Below are 18,212 nucleotides of genomic sequence, written 5' to 3'. Positions count from 1 at the left end.
CCTGCCTGCAGGCGCTTTTTTTACGCCCTCCTCAGACTTGAAATTGGCTTTTACGCGCCAAGAACTAGCATGAATCCTGACTTTCTGACCGATATCGCCATCGCCCTCGCCGCCGAAGCCGACGCCGGGCGCGCGCCGGCCATGCGCGCTTATATGCGCGACCAGTTCGACTTCATCGGCGTTGGCACGCCACAGCGCAGAGGCGCCTGCCGCGCATTGCTTAAAACCGTGCCAGCCGAATCACTGCTGGCATCCGCCCGCGCCTTGTGGCAGCTGCCGCAGCGCGAATATCAATATGTGGCGCTGGATATGCTGGCGATGCACTGGAAAACATTCAATACCGAAGATATTCCTGCCCTGCTGGAATTGGTGCAGAATAAATCCTGGTGGGATACGGTCGATGCGCTGGCCGGCATCATTGGTGATGTTTTACGCCATCGCCATGATTATATGGATGAGGCGCTACGCCATGATAATTTCTGGATGCGCCGCATCGCTTTATTGCACCAATTAGGCTGGCGGAATAAAACCGATGAGCGGCGCCTGTTTAATTACTGTCTGACGCTGGCCCATGAAAAAGAATTCTTTATTCAGAAAGCCATCGGCTGGGCATTAAGGGATTATGCCCGGCACGCACCGGAGGCCGTGCGCTTATTTACCTTAAAAGAAAAAGAGCGGCTTGCGCCGCTCTCCTTCCGTGAGGCGAATAAACACCTCTCCGATTAATTACCCGACGAATTTACGGGCATTACGGAACATACGCATCCACGGCGATTCCTCGCCCCACGATTCCGGCGCCCACGAATGCTGAACGGTACGGAATACGCGCTCGGCGTGCGGCATCATGACCGTGAAGCGGCCATCGGCCGTCGTTACCGAGGTCAGGCCTTGCGGCGAACCGTTCGGGTTGTACGGGTAGGCTTCGGTGGCCTCGCCACGGTTGTCGACAAAGCGCATGGCGGCCACGGCTTCGGTGATGTTGCCGGTCTGCGAGAAGTCGGCGTAGCCTTCGCCGTGGGCGATGGCGATCGGCGTCTGGGTGCCGGCCATGCCCTGGAAGAAGATCGACGGCGAATCCAGCACTTCCACCATGGCGAAGCGGGCTTCGAATTTCTCCGACTTGTTGGTCGTGAACTTCGGCCAGGCGTGCGCGCCCGGGATCAGCGGTTTCAGGTTGCTCATCATCTGGCAGCCGTTGCAGACGCCCAGGCCGAAAGTGTCCTTGCGGGCAAAGAACTTAGCAAACTGATCAGACAACGCATTGTTGAACAGAATGGTCTTGGCCCAGCCCTCGCCTGCGCCCAGCACGTCGCCGTAGGAGAAGCCGCCCACCGCGATGATGCCCTGGAAGTCGTCCAGCTTGGCGCGGCCCGAGATCAGGTCGCTCATGTGGACGTCAATGGCGGCAAAGCCGGCCTGGTGCATCACGTAAGCGGTCTCGATGTGCGAGTTGACGCCCTGCTCGCGCAGGATGGCAACGCGTGGACGCACGCCGGTGGCCAGGAATGGCGCGGCCACGTTCTCGCTCAGGTCAAACGTTACTTTCGGGGTGATGCCTGGGTCCTGCTCGTCCAGCAGACGATCATATTCCGCATCGGCGCAGGCCGGGTTGTCGCGCAGACGGGCGATGCGCCAGCTGGTTTCGCTCCACAGACGGTGCAGTTCGACACGCGGCTTGGCGTAGATGATCCTGGCGTCGCGGGTGAATTCGATCACGCCGCGGTCGTTCAGCTTACCGATGATGTGGCTGCAGGCGCCCAGGTTGAACGAACGCAGCACGTCCATCACCGCCGATTTCTCTTCGGCGCGCACCTGGATCACGGCGCCCAGCTCTTCCGAGAACAGCGCACGCAGGGTTTGCTCGTTGCGGCGCTCGGCCACCTGGGTGGCCCAGTTCTTGGCGTCGCCCTGGTCGGCGCCATGGCCCTCTTCCAGGGTCAGGATGTCGAGGTTGATCGACAGACCGGCGCGGCCGGCGAAGGCCATCTCGGTCAGCGTACCGTACAGGCCGCCGTCCGAACGGTCGTGGTAAGCCAGCAGCTTGCCGTCCGCATTCAGTTGCTGGATGGCGGCAAAGAAGGCTTTCACGTCTTCCGGATTGTCGACGTCCGGCACCGCGTTGCCCAGCTGCCCCATGACTTGCGCCAGCGCCGAGGCGCCCAGGCGATTCTTGCCGCGGCCCAGGTCGATCAGGATGATGGCGGTATCGCCCGCATCGGTGCGCAGTTGCGGCGTCAGCGATTTGCGCACGTCGTACACCGGCGCGAACGAGGACACGATCAGCGACACCGGCGAAATCACGGCCTTGGCCTGATCGCCATCTTTCCAGGTGGTGCGCATCGACAGCGAATCCTTGCCGACCGGGATGGAAATGCCCAGTGCCGGGCACAGTTCCATGCCGACTGCCTTGACGGTGTCGTACAGCGCGGCGTCCTGGCCTGGCTGGCCGCAAGCGGCCATCCAGTTGGCCGACAGCTTGATGTCTTCGATCGAACGGATCGGCGCGGCGGCAATGTTCAGCACCGCCTCGGCCACGGCCATGCGGCCGGAAGCGGCGGCGTCGATCACGGCCAGCGGCGTGCGTTCGCCCATGGCCATGGCTTCGCCCTGGTAGCCTTCAAAGCTCATGGCGGTCACGGCGCAGTCCGCTACCGGCACCTGCCATGGGCCGACCATCTGGTCGCGCACGGACATGCCGCCCACGGTACGGTCGCCAATGGTGATCAGGAACGACTTGTCGCCCACGGTCGGCAGCAGCAGCACGCGCTTGGCGGCCTCCTCCAGATCCATGCCGGTCAGGTCGATGGCTGGGAAATCGTTTTGCACGTGATGCACGTCGCGCTGCATTTTTGGCGGTTTGCCCAGCAGGACTTCCATCGGCATGTCGACCGGGTTGTTGCCCAGGTCCTGGTCGATCAGCTTCAGCTGACGCTCTTCGGTGGCGGTGCCCACCACGGCAAACGGGCTGCGCTCGCGCTCGCAGATGGCCTGGAAGACTGGCAGGTCGGCCGGCGCAATCGCCAGCACATAGCGTTCCTGCGATTCATTGGACCAGATTTCCTTCGGCGCCATGCCGCTCTCTTCCAGCGGGATCTTGCGCAGGTCAAAGATCGCGCCGCGCTTGGCGTCGTTGGTGATTTCCGGGAAGGCGTTCGACAGGCCGCCGGCACCGACGTCGTGGATCGAGATGATCGGGTTCTTCGGCCCCAGCTGCCAGCAGGAGTTAATCACTTCCTGCGCGCGGCGCTCCATTTCCGGGTTGCCGCGCTGGACCGAGTCGAAGTCCAGGTCGGCGGTGTTGGTGCCGGTTGCCATCGACGAGGCGGCCGAGCCGCCCATGCCGATGCGCATGCCAGGTCCGCCCAGCTGCACCAGCAGGCTGCCGACCGGAATATCGTTCTTGTGGGTGTGCTGCGACGAGATGTTGCCGATACCGCCGGCAATCATGATCGGCTTGTGGTAGCCGAACACGGTGTCATGCGCGCCGGCGAACTGCTTGCCGATGTTTTGTTCGTAGGTACGGAAGTAACCGCCCAGCACCGGACGGCCGAATTCGTTGCTGAAGGCGGCGCCGCCCAGCGGGCCGTCGATCATGATCTGCAGCGGCGAGGCGATGCGCTCCGGCTTGCCGTATGGCGTGCCGCTGTCGCGGTAATCGGCCACTGGCGCGGTGACGACCGCGTCGCTTTCCCACGGACGCACGGCGCCCGGCAGCAGCAGGTTGGACACGGTGAAGCCGGTCAGGCCGGCTTTCGGCTTGGCGCCGCGGCCGGTGGCGCCTTCGTCGCGGATTTCACCGCCGGCGCCGGTCGAGGCGCCCGGGAACGGCGAAATCGCGGTCGGGTGATTGTGCGTCTCCACTTTCATCAGCGTGTGGGTCAGCTCGGTGACCGGCGCGTATTCGTTGCTGCCGGTCTGCGGGAAGAAGCGCATCACTTCCGCGCCTTCCATGATCGACGAGTTGTCGCTGTAGGCCACCACCGTGCCTTTCGGCTGCAGCTGGTGGGTGTTCTTAATCATGCCAAACAGCGATTTCGGCTGCGCCACGCCATCGATGGTCCAGTCGGCGTTGAAGATCTTGTGGCGGCAATGTTCCGAGTTGGCCTGCGCGAACATCATCAGTTCCACGTCGGTCGGGTTGCGGCCGGCCTTGGTGAAGGCGGCGTCCAGGTACTCCACTTCATCTTCCGACATGGCCAGACCGAGGTCGGTGTTGGCCTTGTCCAGCGCGGCCTTGCCGCTGCCGATCACGTCCACGGTTTCCAGCGGACGCGCTTCCAGTTCGCGGAACAGGCCGGCCGCGTCGTCGGCCGAACGCAGCACCGATTCGGTCATGCGGTCGTGCAGCAGCGCCACCACGGCCTGCAATTCCTCGTCGCTCAGCTTCCTGGTTGCGCCCAGCGAGGTGCCCAGGATGCCGGTCTTCAGGTTGATGCGATACGCCACACCGCGCTCCACGCGCTTGATGTGCGCCATACCGCAGTTGTGGACGATGTCGGTGGCTTTGGAAGCCCATGGCGAAATCGTGCCGAAGCGCGGGATCACGAAGAATTCCTCGGCATGGCCTTCGGTATTGTCGGCGTGGGCCGGCTCGCCGTAGGTCAGCAGACCGGTCAGGCGGCTGGTGTCGTCGGCCGACAGCGGCGCGGCGGCGTCAACAAAGTGGACATAGCGCGCCTGGACGGCGGCAACGGACGGCAGCACAGCTTGCAATTGGTTCAACAGGCGTTGGCTACGGAATGCGGACAGGGCGTTGGAACCCGGAAGAATCAGCATGGTGGGAAGGGTAGTTGATGCAGCGAGGCTGCGGTTTAAAGGTTGCGCGCATTATACCCTTTCCGCTCCCTCTCTCGCCACCCTGGCTTGCGCGCCGGCAGGGAGAAAAACGTGCCACCGATGCAACATTTTCGGCCAAAAAAGTCAAAAAAACGGCTTTTCGGCTTGCCTTGGAGTATGCTCGTTCGAAAGTAGCCGGCCTCCAGAGAGCAAGCCATGCATGACTATCGCAACCTGTCGGTCCTGATCGTCGACCCGAACCAGAGCATGCGCGCCAGCGTGCACAATATGCTGACCCAGGTGAACATCACCAAGGTCGACCACGCGGTCAGCGCGGCCACCGCCATCCGCGCGCTGAGCAGCCGCGCCTACGACGTCATCCTGTGCGAATACGACCTCGGCACCAGCGGCGATGGCGCCGGCCAGGACGGCCAGCAACTGCTGGAAGACCTGCGCCACCACAAGGTGATCAGCCCGTGGGCCATTTTCGTGATGCTGACCTCGGAAGGCGTGTACGGCAAGGTGGTCAGCGCCGCCGAACTGCTGCCGACTGACTACATCCTCAAGCCGTTCACGGTGGATGTGCTGTCGCAGCGCATCGGCCGCGCGCTGGAACGGCGCGCCGTGTTCCAGCCGGTGTACCAGCTGATTGGCCAGGGCCGCGCACGCGAGGCCATCGATACCTGTGTCGCCAACCAGGCCACCCAGCCGCGCTACGCCACTGATTACGCCCGCCTGCGGGCCGAACTGCTGGCCAGCCTGGAGCGTCACGCCGAGGCCGAACAGGCTTATGCCGACATCCTCAGGATCAAGCCGCTGGGCTGGGCGCAACTGGGTCTGGCGCGCGCCCTCTACGGGCTGGGCAAGCTGGCCGACGCCGAGCAGCAGTTGCGCCAGCTGCTGGAAGACAATCCCAAATTCATGGCCGCCTACGACCTGCTGGCGCAATTGCTGCGCGAGCAGGACCAGGACGCCGACGCCCGCCAGGTACTGGAAGATGCGGTGGCCCTGTCGCCGCACATGGTGCGCCGCCTGCGCAACCTGGGCGACGTGGCGCTGGCCACCGGCGATGTCGCCGGCGCCGAAAAAGCCTACAAACAGGTGGTGGCCAAGGCCAAATACTCGGAATTCCGCGATCCGGCCGACCATGTCAACCTGGTGCGGGCGCTGGTCCACAAGGGTGACGCGGCGGGCGCGGCCAGCGTGGTGCGCGACCTCGAACGTTCGATGCGCAGCACGCCCAGCGTGGATGTGTGCCGCGGTTACGCTGCTTCCATGATCAAGCAGCTCAACGGCGATGCCGATGGCGCCGCCGCCGAGCTGGCCAAGGCCATGGACAAGCTGGCCGAAGCCACCGGCATGTCCAGCAACTTCAAGCTGGGCCTGGCGCACAGCTGCCTGACCAACCGCCTGGACGAACAGGCCGCCGCCCTGTTTGACCAGTTGATCGCCAGCCCGCACAGCGAGGTCGATGCCGCGCAGGTGATCTCGCTGTGCAAGCAGGCCGGCCGGCAGGACATCGTCAAACGCTACACCCTGAGCCAGGAACAGGCGGTGGACGCGGTGGTGCGCGAGGCGGCCGTGCTGGCCCGCACCGGCGATATCCGCGGCGCCGTGGCGGCCTTGCAGGATGCGTTGCAGCGCTACCCGGCCCACACCGGCCTGTGGTCAGTCAGCGTCACCACCATGCTGCGCCAGATTGCCGAACTGGGCTGGGACGCCGGACTGGCCGCCCAGTGCGCCGGCCTGATGCGCCACATGCGGGAGCACAATCCCCAGCACCCATTGCTGCCCGGTTTGCTGGCACAATACGCCTCGCTGCGCCAGAAGGCCGCCGCCAACCCAACGCCTACCTCGGCAGAAAGCTCCTGATGTCCGATTACGCCGCCCTCTCCGTCCTGCTGGTGGACCCGAACCAAAGCATGCGCGGCAACCTGCGCAATATGCTGGTCCAGGCCGGGATCACCAACATTGACGACGCCGTCAGCGCTGGCACCGCGATCCGCCAGATCAACAAGAAAAGCTACGACGTGGTGCTGTGCGAGTACGACCTGGGCAGCAGTGCCGGCGACAGCGGCCAGGACGGCCAGCAATTGCTGGAAGATCTGCGCCTCCATAAGCTGATCGCGCCGTGGACGATTTTCATCATGCTGACCTCGGAAGGCGTGTACAGCAAAGTGATCGGCGCCGCCGAGCTGACCCCGACCGATTACGTGCTCAAGCCCTTCACTGTCGATTCGCTGCTGCAGCGCATCCGCAAGGCGGTGGACCGGCGCCAGGTGTTCATGCCGGTGTATCAGCTGGTTGAACTGGGCAATCCGCGCAAGGCGATTGCCGAAGCCAAGGCCGCCGAGGAGAAAAACCAACGCTACGCCGTCGATTTCGCCCGTCTGCGCGCCGAATTGCTGGTATCGCTGGAAGAGCTGGCCGAGGCGGAAATGGTGTATCAGTGGATCCTGATGACCAAGCCGGTCGCCTGGGCCCATCTGGGACTGGCCCGCTGCCTGTTTGGACAGCAGAAGTATCTGGAAACCCAGGAGACGCTGGAGGCGCTGCTGGAGCAGAATCCGCGCTACATGGCGGCCTACGATCTGCTGGCGCGCACGCACGAGGCCATGGGGCAGCAGGAAGCGGCCAAGAAGATTCTGGAAGATGCGGTGTCGATCTCGCCGCACATGGTTGGCCGGCTGCGCCATCTGGGCGAGGTGGCGTTTGAAACCGGTGATGTCGGCGTGGCCGAAAAAGCCTTCAAGCAGGTGGTGGCCAAGGCCAAGTATTCGGAATTCCGCGATCCGGAGGATCACGTCAAGCTGGTGAAAACGCTGGTCAAGAAAGGCGATGCCAACCAGGCCAGCGGCGTGCTGCGCGACATGGAACGCTCGCTGCGCAGCGGCCCCAACGTCGACGTCTGCCGCGCGATTGCGGCCGGGCTGGTGCAGGAAATGGCCGGCAACCTGAGCGGCGCCGCCGCCGAGCTGACCAATGCGGTGAACGCGGTGGCCGGCAGCCGCGGCCTGTCGACCGGCTTGAAGATCGGGCTGGTGCACAGCTGCCTCAACATCAAGCTGGACCAGCAGGCGTCCGATCTGATGCTGAACCTGATGAACGATACCGAAAGCGGCGTCTCCATGGACGACGCGGTGCAGGTGTTCGAGAAAGCCGGGCGCCACGATCTGGCGCAAGGCATGGGCGAGCAGATCAAGATTCAGGTGGACGAGCTGATCGCGCACGCCAGCGAGCAGCGCGCGCACGGCGATCTGCGGGCGGCGGTCGATACCTTGAATGCGGGCTTGCGCAAGGCGCCTGGCAATCTGGCGCTGCTGCCGGCCGCGGCCTCGGCCATGCTCAAGCAGCTGGACGACCTGGGCTGGGAGGCGCCGCTGGCCGAGCAGTGCCTGTTCCTGCTGGAGCGCATGCGCCGGCTGGACCCCGATCATCCGTCGCTGGAAACCCTGCTGGCGCAATACCAGCACACCCAGCGCAAGTACGGTATCTCGGTGGTGGCTTAAGACTTATTCCGGGCTGTCGACCTGATAGCCCTTGGCCTTGAGCGCGGCCAGGTAGCCGTCCTGCGCCAGGATTTGCGACAGGCGCAGCGTGGCAAAGGTGACGGCGTTGTTGTTCAGCGCCCGCTCGGCGGCCACCAGCCAGCCGTCGCGGACGCGCTGCCTGACGTTCTGGAAGCCGGGCGCGTTCTTGACGAAATCCGCCTTCCCCACCGCATCCGCACATTCGGTTTCCTGATCCGGATAGCTGAGCTTCTGGATCGCTTCCAGATCGCCCTTGGCCCAGGCGTTGGCGCGCACGCGCATGGCGTCGATGTCAGTTTCCAGGCGCGCCAGCGTTTTGTCGAAACAGGCGGTATCGGCCATCTGCGATTTCTTGAAGTCTTTCAGGATGCGCGACGGGTCGTCCATTTCCAGCTCAATGACGGTGCTGGTGGATTTGATCTTGCGCTGCTTGACGATGCCGGCGATTTTCTTTTGCACTTCCTCGCCTTTGGTCAGGCCGGCTTGCTTCAGGCCGGCGCTGTACAGGGCTTCGGCCACGAACAGCGGGCGCTCTTCCTCGATCTCGTCGTTGTCACCGATGTATTTGGCTTTGAGCGGCTTCCAGCGTGCGTAGACGTCGGCCGGCAGCACGTCCTGCAGTTTGGCGCCGTCGGGATTCTTTTTCATGCTCATCAGGCTGGGCAGCATGGTCAGGCCACGGAAGAAACCGACGTGGGCCGAGGCGCCGGGCTGGCCGATGTATTCCTGGCTCTCGGCGAGGATGGATTCCACCTGCTGCGAACGCCATTCCATTTTCTTCGGCAGCGGCGAATAGGTGCCGAAGATCCACAGCACGTGGTCGCCCTTGCTGACTTTCCACAGCCCGGGGCCGGGCCGCTGACCGACCAGCAGGACAGTCTCCTGCGCCTGTTCGGGCTGGGCCGCTTCTTCGGTCTGGGCGAATGCGGTGGTGAGTGGAAGTATCAGGCAACAGGCGGCAAGCAGGCGCATGGTTCAGAAGCCGATCAGGCCGGCGGTCAGGTAGTGGCTGATGAGATACCAGGAGGCGAAATACAGGCCGCACAAGGCGAAGGCCGAGATGATGGCGGCGCGCGGCGAGCTGTGGGAGCGGAAGATCCTCAGTAACGTTCGCATGATGTGGTTCCCGGCCTGTGAAAAATTCAACTCTACGGTGCAGACGGGACACCGGCAAGGCGGGAATCCGGGGTAGCGGATTCCGGCACCTGGGGTATCGCGAGGTGAGCTGCTCAGGCGGGGATGGCGGCGCGCAGTTCGGCTTCGGCGGCGCGCCCCAGGGCTTGCAGGTCGATGCCGATGGCCTTGAAGGCGCGGCCGGCGGCGCTGTGCGCCATGCTGGCGGCGGCCAGCAGCACATGCGCGCCGCACAGCGGGGCCGGCAGGCGGCGCTGCAGCTCGGGCAGGCTTTGCATCAGCGCTTGCCCGGAAGGTTGGGCATCAAACAGCACCGTGGGCTCGGCCAGCGGGGCAGCGCCATCGGCGCGCCTGGACGGCGTGAACGGCACGCCGTCCACAGCGGCGGCACTGGCCGCGTCGGCTGAGGCATGCGCATCGTGGCCGGAGGCGGCACTGGCTTGGTCGGCTGCGGCACGTGTATGGTGGCCTGAGGCGGCACTGGCTGCATCCGCCCCCGGGGCGGCAACGCCAATCGCGTTGAGGGCGGCCGCGTGGCGGTTGGCCAGAGCCGCGCGGTAAGCCTCTGGGTCGGCGCCGATGCGCGCGAAGACGCGGCGCGCGCTGCCGTCGGGCAGGTCCAGCGCGGCCAGCGTGTAGTGCTCGGCGCCAGGGTGCTGCTGCCCTTCCTGCAAGGCACGCTGCTCCGCGTCCAGCGACAATTTCATGATGGTGCGTGTGTCCTGCCAGCGTTGCTTCAGTTTTGCAAACATCGTTGATCTCCGGTCAGCCGCGCGCCAGATTCGCTGCGTGCTTTTTATGGGCGGCTTGCTTGCTGACGCCAAGTGCTTCAGCGATCTGGGCCCAGGTCCAACCGTCTGCCAACGCCTGCCTGACGGCCTTGCGCTCGATCTGGTCGGCCAGCTCGCGCAAGGCCAGCGCCGCCGCCATGGCGTCGCCGGGTTCGTCGGGAATCTTCAGGTGATGGAGATCAGTCATGCGTCAACTTTAATTGACGAACCCGGAATTGTCAACTTAAGTTGACGAACCAAATCCACCGCCGCCCGGCGTCTCGATGATGAACACATCGCCCGGCTGCATATCGGTCTTGCCGATGTGGCCCAGCACCTCGACGCGGCCATCGGCGCGCTGCACGCTGTTGCGGCCCAGGGCGCCCGGCTCACCGCCGGCCATGCCAAATGGCGCATGAATGCGGTTGTTGGACAGGATGGCCGCCGTCATCGGCTCCAGGAAGCGCACCTTGCGCACGCCGCCGTTACCGCCATGCCAGCGCCCCGCCCCGCCGCTGCCCTGGCGGATTTCGTAGCTGTCCAGCCGCACCGGGAAGCGGAACTCCAGTATTTCCGGATCAGTCAGGCGCGAGTTGGTCATATTGGTCTGCACCACGCTGGTACCGTCGAAGCCATCGCCGGCGCCGGAGCCGCCGCTGATGGTTTCGTAGTACTGATACTTCTCGTTCCCGAAGGTGAAATTGTTCATCGTGCCCTGCGCCGCCGCCATCACGCCCAGCGCGCCGAACAGCGCGTTGGTGATGCAGGTGGATGTCTCCACATTGCCCGACACCACCGAGGCCGGATAGTGCGGATTCAGCATCGAGCCCTGCGGGATCAGCACCTTCAACGGCTTGAGGCAGCCGGCGTTCAGCGGAATCTCATCATCCACCAGCGTGCGGAACACATACAGCACCGCCGCCATGCACACCGCCGACGGCGCGTTGAAGTTGTTGTCCAGTTGCGCCGAGGTGCCGGTGAAATCAATCTCCGCGCTGCGCGCGGCCTGATCGACACGCACCGTCACCTGAATCTGCGCGCCGTTATCGAGCGGCAGCGTGAACGCGCCATCCTTCAAGGCGCTGATCACACGCCGCACCGCTTCCTCGGCGTTATCCTGCACGTGGCCCATGTAGGCCTGCACCACGTCCAGGCCGAAATGCGCCACCATCTTGTGCAGCTCATCGACGCCCTTCTGATTGGCGGCGATTTGCGCGCGCAGGTCGGCCATGTTCTGGTCCGGATTGCGCGCCGGGTACTGGGCGCCGGCCAGCAGCGCGCGCGTTTCAGCCTCCAGCAACTGGCCGCCATCGACCAGCTTGAAGTTATTGATTAACACGCCCTCTTCCTCGATCACGCGCGAATCCGGCGGCATCGAACCGGGCGTGGTGCCGCCGATGTCCGCATGGTGGCCGCGCGAGCCGACGTAGAACAGGATCTGCGCGCCAGCCTGGTCAAACACCGGCGTAATCACCGTCACGTCCGGCAGGTGCGTGCCGCCGTGGTAAGGATCGTTCAGCATGAACACGTCGCCGGCGCGCATGCGGCTAGCGTTCTCACGCATCACGGTCTTGATGCTCTCGCCCATCGAGCCAAGATGCACCGGCATGTGCGGCGCGTTGGCAATCAGGTTGCCAGCGGCGTCGAAGATGGCGCAGCTGAAGTCCAGCCGCTCCTTGATGTTGACCGAATAGGCGGTGTTCTGCAGGCGCAGCCCCATTTGCTCGGCGATCGACATGAACAGATTGTTGAAGATCTCCAGCATCACCGGATCGGCCGTGGTGCCGATGGCACGACGCTCCGGCAGCGCGGCCACGCGGCGCAGCACCAGATGATCGTGCAGCGTCACCTCGGCCTGCCAGCCCGCTTCCACGATGGTGGTGGCGTTGGCCTCCGCGATAATCGCCGGGCCTTTGACGATGTCGCCGATGCGCGTGGCGGAGCGCTGATACAAACTGGTCTGGCGCCATTTGCCGCCGGTGTACATCGGCACCACCGCATGCGGCATCAGGCCGGACAGACGGCGCGGTGCCGGCTCCACGGCTTCCGTCGGCGCATCCGACTTGCCGATGGCTTCCACCGACACCGCCTCCACGATCAACGCACGCGCCGGCATCAGGAAGGAATAGCGCTTGCGATACGCGGCCTCAAACTGCTGCTGCATGCTGTCCAGCGTATCGAACACCACAATCAGCGCGGTATCCGTGCCCTCGTAGCGCAGGTGCACGCGGCGGATCAGCGAGATGCGCGCGTCCTCCACCTGCTGGTGATGCAGATCGGCGCGCGCCTGCCGGCCCAGCGCATGCAGGCGCGCCTCCAGTTCGGGCAACGCCGCTTCGCTCAGGCGCAGCTCGACGGCGGCCTCGCGCATCGCCGTCTGGTCGGCCAGGCCCATGCCGTAGGCCGACATCACGCCCGCCAGCGAATGCACGAACACCGTTTTCATGCCCAGCGCATCGGCCACCAGGCAGGCGTGCTGGCCACCGGCGCCGCCAAAGCTGGTCAGCGCGTACTCGGTCACGTCATGGCCGCGCTGCACGGAAATCTGCTTGATGGCGTTGGCCATATTGCCGACCGCGATATCAAGAAAGCCTTCCGCCACCTGCTCCGGCGTGGTCTCCTTGCCGGTGGCGGCGGCGATCTGCGCGGCCATCTCGCTGAAGCGCTGGCGCACGGTGGCGGCGTCCAGCGCCTGCTTGCCGTCCGCGCCGAACAGCTGCGGGAAGTGCTGCGGCTGGATTTTGCCCAGCATGACGTTGCAGTCGGTGACCGCCAGCGGCCCGCCGCGGCGGTAACTGGCCGGGCCGGGATTGGCGCCCGCGCTGTCCGGTCCCACGCGATAACGGCTGCCGTCGAAGTGCAGGATGGAGCCGCCGCCGGCGGCCACGGTATGAATGCTCATCATCGGCGCGCGCATGCGCACGCCCGCCACCTGGGTCTCAAACACGCGTTCAAATTCGCCGGAGAAGTGCGACACGTCGGTCGAGGTGCCGCCCATGTCAAAGCCGATCACCTTGTCGAAACCGGCCAGCCGCGACGCGCGCACCATGCCGACAATACCGCCGGCGGGGCCGCTCAGAATCGAGTCCTTGCCCTGGAAGGCGCGCGCATCGGTCAGGCCGCCGTTGGATTGCATGAACTGCAGATTCACGCCCGGCAGCTCCTGCGCCACCTGATCGACGTAGCGGCGCAGGATCGGCGACAGGTAGGCATCGACCACAGTGGTATCGCCGCGCGCCACCAGCTTCATCATCGGGCTGATTTCGTGCGACACCGAGACCTGCGTAAAGCCCATCTCGCGCGCCAGGTCGGCCACCTTGGTCTCGTGCGCGTGGTAGCGATAGCCGTGCATGAAGACGATCGCCAGCGAGCGCAAACCCATGTCGTAAGCGTGCGCCAGGCCGGCGCGGGCCGCGGTCAAATCGAGCGCGGTCACGGTTTCGCCATGCGCGCCGACCCGTTCGTCGATTTCGATCACGTGGCTGTATAACAGCTCCGGCAGCAGGATGCGGCGGTCGAACAGGCGCGGACGGTTCTGGTAAGCGATGCGCAGCGCATCGCGGAAGCCACGCGTGATGGCCAGCGCGGTCGGTTCACCCTTGCGCTCCAGCAGCGCGTTGGTGGCTACCGTGGTGCCCATCTTCACCGCGCCGATCTGTGCCACCGGAATCGGCTTGCCCTTGGCCACGCCCATCAGCTGGCGGATGCCGGCGATCGCCGCATCGGCGTAATGTTCAGGATTCTCGGACAGCAGCTTGAGCGTGCGTAGCCGGCCATCGGGCGCGCGCGCCACGATGTCGGTGAACGTACCGCCCCGGTCTATCCAGAATTGCCAATCCATGCGTGCCTCGACTTGTGATGAAGCGTCTATTGTAGTGCCGCCGGTGGGCCTCGCACCAGCCGCCCGCGCAGAAATTTAGATGCTAGAATGACACCATGAATCCCCTCTATTCCGTTGCCGAGATCCGCGCCATCGAGCGCGCCGCAGCCGCCGTGCTGCCGCCGGGCGCGCTGATGCAGCGCGCCGGCCAGGCCAGCGCCAATGCCGCGCTGGATCTGATGCCCTTCGCCACCGCCAAGGCGCGCGTGCTGGTGCTGGCAGGTCCCGGCGACAATGGCGGCGACGCGCTGGAAGCGGCGGCGCATATCTCGTTCACCGGCGCCCAGGTCACGCTGATCCATTTCGCCCCCAGCGGCACGCCGTCGCCGGAGCGGGTGGAAGCGCTGCAGCGCGCCAAGGTGAGCGACGCCCGCTTCCGCGAGTGGGACGATGCCGACATCGCCGGCACGGACTGGAACCTGGTGCTGGACGGCCTGTTCGGCATCGGCCTGAAGCGCCCGCTGGACGGCCCCTACCGCACGCTGGCCGAGACCATCAACCAGTTGCGCTGCACGGTGCTGGCGCTGGACATTCCCAGCGGGCTGGACGCCGACACCGGCACCGTGGTGGGACCGAATGGCATTGCCATCCACGCCACCCACACCATCACCTTCATCGGCAACAAGCCGGGCCTGCACACCTGCGACGGCCGCGATTACGCCGGGCTGGTGGACGTGGCGCGGCTCGACATCGACGCCGCCCACTACGCGCCCAGCGCGCTGCACCTGAACGATGTGAAGTTCTTTGCGCGCCATCTGCGCGCACGGCGCCACAATTCGCACAAAGGCAGTTACGGCAACGTCGCGGTGATCGGCGGTGCGCGCGGCATGAGCGGCGCACCGATCCTGGCTGCGCGCGCGGCGCTCAACAGCGGCGCCGGCCGCGTCTACGCCTTGTTCGCGGAGGACGCCCTGGCCAGCGATCCGGGGCAGCCGGAGCTGATGTGCCGCCCGGCCGATGATTTTGATTTCAGCCAGGCCACGCTGGTGATTGGCCCCGGCCTGGGCGGCGCGCGCCACGCGCACGACTTGCTGGCGCGCGCGATCGGCTGCGGCAGCGCGCTGCTGGCCGATGCCGATGCGCTCAATCTGCTGGCCACCGATCCGGCTTTGCAAGGCGCGATGGCACAGCGCCCGGCTGCGGTGGTGCTGACGCCGCATCCACTGGAAGCGGCGCGCCTGTTGGGCGGCACCATCGCCGCCGTGCAGGCTGACCGGCTGGCAGCCGCGCGCACGCTGGCCGCACGCCTGCATGCGGTGGTGATTCTGAAAGGATCGGGAACGGTGATTGCGGCGCCCAACGGCAATGCCGTCATCAACACCACCGGCAACCCGGCGCTGGCGACCGCCGGCACCGGCGATGTGCTGGCGGGTCTGTGCGGCGCGCTACTGGCGCAAGGCTGGCCGCAGTGGGAAGCGGCATTGGCGGCGGTCTGGCTGCATGGGATGGCGGCGGACGTGCTGGTAACCGAGGGCAGCGGCCCGATCGGCCTCACCGCCAGCGAACTGATTCCCGCCATCCGCGTGGCGCTGAACCGCATGGTCCAGCACCACGGCCGCTAGCACGCCGCTCCGGCGCAGGCCGGCGCCCATGGAACGTGTGCAATCCCGCTCAGCATGGATCCCGGCCTGCGCCGGGATGACGGGCATCAGACCAGACGGCCGGCAGCGATGGTGATGGTGCGGCCGCAGCGCGCGGCCATGGCCTGATCGTGCGTAACCAGCACCAGCGTCGAACCGTGCTGGCGGTTGAGTTCAAACATCAGCTGAATCACGGCTTCGCCGGTGGCGGCATCCAGGCTGCCGGTCGGCTCGTCGGCAAACAGCAGCGGCGGCTCGGTCACAAAGGCACGCGCCAGCGCCACCCGCTGCTGCTCGCCGCCCGACAAATATTTCGGATAATGCTTCAGACGGCTCGACAGCCCCACACGCGCCAGCATGGCCTCGGCCCGCTCACGCGCCTGCGGCACGCCGGCCAGCTCCAGCGGCAGCATGACGTTTTCCAGCGCGGTCAAATGCGCCAGCAGCTGGAACGACTGGAACACAAAACCCAGCTTTGCCTTGCGCAGGGCGGCGCGGCCGTCTTCATCCAGTGCATAAATGTCTACACCGTCCAGCACCACTTTGCCGGCGCTGGGCGTATCCAGCCCGGCCAGCAGACCCAGCAAAGTGGACTTGCCCGAGCCGGAGGCGCCAACGATTGCCAGCGTCTCTGCCTTTTGCACGGTAAAATCCACCTCGTGCAAAATGGTCAGTTCGCCGCTGGCGTCGGCCACGCGCTTGGCCAGGCCGCTGACGGCAATGGCTGGCTGCACGGACGTTGTGGCCGCGGGCGACGACGCTGCCAGGGCCGGACCATCCGGCATGAAATGAGTGGACGCATTAGGAAAATCGGGCATGCTGAATATAGTTTATCGTTTATCTGTAAAAGTTCTGGCCACCCTGCTCTTGTTCTCGGCAGCGGCGAGCGCCTATTCTGCACCAAAAACCGTGCTTGTGCTCGGGGATAGTTTGTCAGCCGAGTACGGTCTGGCGCGCGGCACCGGCTGGGTGGCCCTGGCTGAGCAAAAACTCAAGCAGAATAACATCGACGCGGTGGTGGTCAACGCCAGCGTCAGCGGCGAGACCACCAGCGGCGGCCGCTCGCGCCTGCCGGCCCTGCTGACCAAATACAAGCCCGACCTGGTGGTGATCGAACTGGGCGCCAACGACGGCCTGCGCGGCCTGCCGGTGGCCGCCGCCCAGGCCAATCTGCGCGCCATGAGCGATGCCGCCGCCAGGGCCGACGCTAAAGTGATGCTGATCGGCATGCGCATGCCGCCCAACTACGGCCGCGACTACGCCGACAAATTCTTTGCCATGTATGGCACGCTGAGCAGGGAAATCAAGGCGCCGCTGGTGCCTTTCATGCTCGACGGCGTGGCCGAGAAGCCGCAACTGTTCCAGCCCGACCGCCTGCACCCGCTGGCCGAGGCCCATCCGATTATCCTGGCCAATATCTGGCCCACCCTGCAAAAAACCCTGAAGGCAAAATGAAGTACCCAGAAATACTGAGCATCGACCAGGTGCTGTCCCAACTTGACACCTTCGACGCCATCATCGATGCGCGCAGTCCCGGCGAGTTCGCGCTCGACCACCTGCCCGGCGCCATCAACGCACCGGTGCTGGATGACGAGCAGCGCATCCGCGTCGGCACCATGTACAAGCAGATCGGCGCGTTTGAGGCCAAGAAGGTAGGCGCGGCCCTGGTGGCCAAAAACATCGCGAAATATATTGAGGAACTGTGGCTGGAGCAGCCGCGCGAATGGCGGCCGCTGGTCTACTGCTGGCGCGGCGGCAACCGCAGCGGCTCGATGGCGCACATCCTGGCCAAGATCGGCTGGCCGGTGGTGCAGCTGGAAGGCGGCTACAAAGCGTTCCGGCAGGAAGTGAACGCCGCGCTGGAGCAGGCGCCGGCATTACAGTTCAAGGTGGTGTGCGGCACCACCGGCAGCGGCAAGAGCCGTCTGCTGGAGGTGCTGGCCGCGCACGGCGCGCAAGTGCTGGACCTGGAACAACTGGCCGCGCATCGCGGCTCGGTGCTGGGCCACCTGCCCAGCCAGCCGCAGCCCAGCCAGAAAGCCTTTGAAACGCTGATCTGGGATGCGCTGCGCCGCTTCGATCCGGCACGCCCGGTGTTTGTGGAAGCGGAAAGCAAGAAGGTTGGCAACCTGCGCGTGCCGGCCGCGCTGATGGACACCATGCGCGCTTCCGACTGCATCGCGTTGACGCTGTCGCGCCCGGATCGCGTGCGCTTGCTGATGGAAGATTACCAGCACTTCCTGGTCAGCCCGGACACCTTGAACGCACAGCTGGAGCATCTGGTGCAGCTGCATGGCCGCGAGAAGATCACGCACTGGCAAGCCATGTCGCAAGCCGGCCGGATGCCTGAGTTGGTGGATGAGTTGTTGGCGCAGCATTACGACCCTGCCTACCTGCGCTCGATCGATCGCAACTTCAGCAAATACGCGCAAGCCCTGCCGCTGCAATTGGACGATATCAGCGACGCGGCCTTCGCCGCCGCGGCGCGCACGCTGCACACCGCATAATGTCGTTCCGGCGCAGGCCGGAACCCATGGAACGC

Annotated in this window: 13 protein-coding genes; 6 read left to right on the top strand and 7 right to left on the bottom strand. The window is 65.1% G+C overall.

The window, feature by feature from the left end; genetic code table 11:
- The first annotated feature begins 69 nt into the window (after positions 1-69).
- Positions 70-726: a DNA alkylation repair protein gene (locus ABDW57_RS23500; protein WP_343732566.1), complete on the top strand. Its 657-nt coding sequence runs from the start codon at positions 70-72 to the stop codon at positions 724-726.
- On the opposite strand, the gene purL is transcribed toward ABDW57_RS23500, so the two are convergent.
- Positions 727-4,776, bottom strand: a complete 4,050-nt coding sequence (gene purL, locus ABDW57_RS23495) for a phosphoribosylformylglycinamidine synthase (RefSeq protein ID WP_343732565.1) — start codon at positions 4,774-4,776, stop codon at positions 727-729.
- A 216-nt stretch (positions 4,777-4,992) separates the two neighbouring features.
- On the opposite strand from purL, the gene ABDW57_RS23490 reads away from it, so the two are divergent.
- Both ABDW57_RS23490 and ABDW57_RS23485 read left to right on the top strand, forming a co-directional pair.
- Entirely contained in the window at positions 4,993-6,648 is a 1,656-nt protein-coding gene (locus ABDW57_RS23490) for a tetratricopeptide repeat protein (protein ID WP_343732564.1), read from the top strand.
- Entirely contained in the window at positions 6,648-8,285 is a 1,638-nt protein-coding gene (locus ABDW57_RS23485; RefSeq protein ID WP_343732563.1) for a response regulator, read from the top strand. Before ABDW57_RS23490 ends, ABDW57_RS23485 begins: the two co-directional genes overlap by 1 nt.
- A 3-nt stretch (positions 8,286-8,288) precedes the next feature.
- Here ABDW57_RS23485 and ABDW57_RS23480 read toward each other — a convergent pair whose 3' ends face one another.
- The 5 genes from ABDW57_RS23480 to ABDW57_RS23460 all read right to left on the bottom strand — a co-directional run bounded on the left by ABDW57_RS23480 (position 8,289) and on the right by ABDW57_RS23460 (position 14,051).
- On the bottom strand, positions 8,289-9,278 hold the full coding sequence (locus ABDW57_RS23480; protein ID WP_343732562.1) for a TraB/GumN family protein: 990 nt from the start codon (positions 9,276-9,278) through the stop codon (positions 8,289-8,291).
- Positions 9,279-9,281: 3 nt separating this feature from the next.
- Positions 9,282-9,422 carry a hypothetical protein gene (locus ABDW57_RS23475; RefSeq protein WP_343732561.1) on the bottom strand — a complete coding sequence of 47 codons (141 nt, stop codon included), beginning with the start codon at positions 9,420-9,422 and terminating at the stop codon, positions 9,282-9,284.
- Between the two features lie 113 nt (positions 9,423-9,535).
- Entirely contained in the window at positions 9,536-10,192 is a 657-nt protein-coding gene (locus ABDW57_RS23470) for a Clp protease N-terminal domain-containing protein (protein ID WP_343732560.1), read from the bottom strand.
- A gap of 13 nt (positions 10,193-10,205) precedes the next feature.
- Complete coding sequence (locus ABDW57_RS23465) at positions 10,206-10,418, bottom strand: helix-turn-helix domain-containing protein (RefSeq protein WP_343732559.1); 213 nt, start codon at positions 10,416-10,418, stop codon at positions 10,206-10,208.
- A gap of 36 nt (positions 10,419-10,454) precedes the next feature.
- Complete coding sequence (locus ABDW57_RS23460; protein WP_343732558.1) at positions 10,455-14,051, bottom strand: hydantoinase B/oxoprolinase family protein; 3,597 nt, start codon at positions 14,049-14,051, stop codon at positions 10,455-10,457.
- Positions 14,052-14,146: 95 nt separating this feature from the next.
- Here ABDW57_RS23460 and ABDW57_RS23455 point away from each other — a divergent pair, with 95 nt between their 5' ends.
- Positions 14,147-15,652, top strand: coding sequence for an NAD(P)H-hydrate dehydratase (locus ABDW57_RS23455; protein ID WP_343732557.1), 1,506 nt, complete (start codon positions 14,147-14,149; stop codon positions 15,650-15,652).
- Between the two features lie 86 nt (positions 15,653-15,738).
- Here ABDW57_RS23455 and ABDW57_RS23450 read toward each other — a convergent pair whose 3' ends face one another.
- On the bottom strand, positions 15,739-16,455 hold the full coding sequence (locus tag ABDW57_RS23450) for an ABC transporter ATP-binding protein (RefSeq protein ID WP_343732585.1): 717 nt from the start codon (positions 16,453-16,455) through the stop codon (positions 15,739-15,741).
- A gap of 31 nt (positions 16,456-16,486) precedes the next feature.
- Between ABDW57_RS23450 and ABDW57_RS23445 the strand changes: the two genes are divergently transcribed.
- Entirely contained in the window at positions 16,487-17,125 is a 639-nt protein-coding gene (locus ABDW57_RS23445; protein ID WP_343732556.1) for an arylesterase, read from the top strand.
- A complete protein-coding gene (gene mnmH / locus ABDW57_RS23440; RefSeq protein WP_343732555.1) occupies positions 17,122-18,177 on the top strand; it encodes a tRNA 2-selenouridine(34) synthase MnmH in 1,056 nt (351 codons plus the stop codon). Before ABDW57_RS23445 ends, mnmH begins: the two co-directional genes overlap by 4 nt.
- Positions 18,178-18,212 lie beyond the last annotated feature (35 nt).

The sequence above is a fragment of the Duganella sp. genome (genome assembly GCF_039595735.1).
In the GTDB taxonomy this organism is placed as follows: domain Bacteria; phylum Pseudomonadota; class Gammaproteobacteria; order Burkholderiales; family Burkholderiaceae_D; genus Rugamonas.
Note: the sequence above shows the minus strand (reverse complement) of the source record. Positions and strands in the feature narration are given on the sequence as shown.

Bases quoted from the DNA above. Each gene is read 5' to 3' on its own strand.
- ABDW57_RS23475 (WP_343732561.1), bottom strand. From the start codon at position 9,422: ATGCGAACGTTACTGAGGATCTTCCGCTCCCACAGCTCGCCGCGCGCC.
- purL (WP_343732565.1), bottom strand. From the start codon at position 4,776: ATGCTGATTCTTCCGGGTTCCAACGCCCTGTCCGCATTCCGTAGCCAA.
- ABDW57_RS23500 (WP_343732566.1), top strand. From the start codon at position 70: ATGAATCCTGACTTTCTGACCGATATCGCCATCGCCCTCGCCGCCGAA.
- ABDW57_RS23455 (WP_343732557.1), top strand. From the start codon at position 14,147: ATGAATCCCCTCTATTCCGTTGCCGAGATCCGCGCCATCGAGCGCGCC.
- ABDW57_RS23445 (WP_343732556.1), top strand. From the start codon at position 16,487: ATGCTGAATATAGTTTATCGTTTATCTGTAAAAGTTCTGGCCACCCTG.
- mnmH (WP_343732555.1), top strand. From the start codon at position 17,122: ATGAAGTACCCAGAAATACTGAGCATCGACCAGGTGCTGTCCCAACTT.
- ABDW57_RS23480 (WP_343732562.1), bottom strand. From the start codon at position 9,278: ATGCGCCTGCTTGCCGCCTGTTGCCTGATACTTCCACTCACCACCGCA.
- ABDW57_RS23460 (WP_343732558.1), bottom strand. From the start codon at position 14,051: ATGGATTGGCAATTCTGGATAGACCGGGGCGGTACGTTCACCGACATC.
- ABDW57_RS23465 (WP_343732559.1), bottom strand. From the start codon at position 10,418: ATGACTGATCTCCATCACCTGAAGATTCCCGACGAACCCGGCGACGCC.
- ABDW57_RS23490 (WP_343732564.1), top strand. From the start codon at position 4,993: ATGCATGACTATCGCAACCTGTCGGTCCTGATCGTCGACCCGAACCAG.
- ABDW57_RS23470 (WP_343732560.1), bottom strand. From the start codon at position 10,192: ATGTTTGCAAAACTGAAGCAACGCTGGCAGGACACACGCACCATCATG.
- ABDW57_RS23450 (WP_343732585.1), bottom strand. From the start codon at position 16,455: ATGCCGGATGGTCCGGCCCTGGCAGCGTCGTCGCCCGCGGCCACAACG.
- ABDW57_RS23485 (WP_343732563.1), top strand. From the start codon at position 6,648: ATGTCCGATTACGCCGCCCTCTCCGTCCTGCTGGTGGACCCGAACCAA.